1 protein-coding gene is annotated in these 534 nt (G+C 45.9%); it reads left to right on the top strand.

Going from position 1 to position 534, the window contains the following annotated elements; translation table 11 throughout:
- Nucleotides 1-383, top strand: a 383-nt coding sequence (locus ACTHUM_RS18420) for an amino acid ABC transporter ATP-binding protein (protein ID WP_440403740.1), incomplete at its 5' end; no start/stop codon positions are given.
- Nucleotides 384-534: the final 151 nt, after the last annotated feature.

A 534-nucleotide genomic window follows, 5' to 3' on the forward strand; every position in this document is an offset into this window, starting at 1 on the left:
AAAAAGTCGGTTTGAGCGATAAGATTGACCTCTACCCCTACCAGCTTTCCGGCGGTCAACAGCAGCGCGTCGGCATTGCCCGAGCATTGGCGATTCAGCCTGAACTGATGCTGTTTGACGAACCAACTTCCGCGCTTGACCCTGAATTGGTGCAAGATGTTTTGGATACCATGAAGGAATTGGCACAAGAAGGCTGGACCATGGTTGTCGTTACGCATGAAATCAAATTTGCCTTGGAAGTGGCAACCACCGTCGTCGTGATGGACGGCGGCGTTATTGTCGAACAAGGCAGCCCGCAAGATTTGTTCAATCATCCCAAACATGAGCGGACACAAAAATTCCTGCGCCAAATCCGTGCGGACAATGGCGATCTTCAAATTTAATTGAAACGACAGACAATTTGAAAGCATTTCCGACTGTCATTTCATAAAGGCCGTCTGAATAAGTGAAATAGAAATCGTTGATTTCGTTTTCATACTTGTTCAGACGGCCTTTTATATGTCTTTTCAGGTAAAATAACGCCTTTCGTTTTAC

Source organism: Neisseria sp. P0021.S006 (assembly GCF_051956895.1).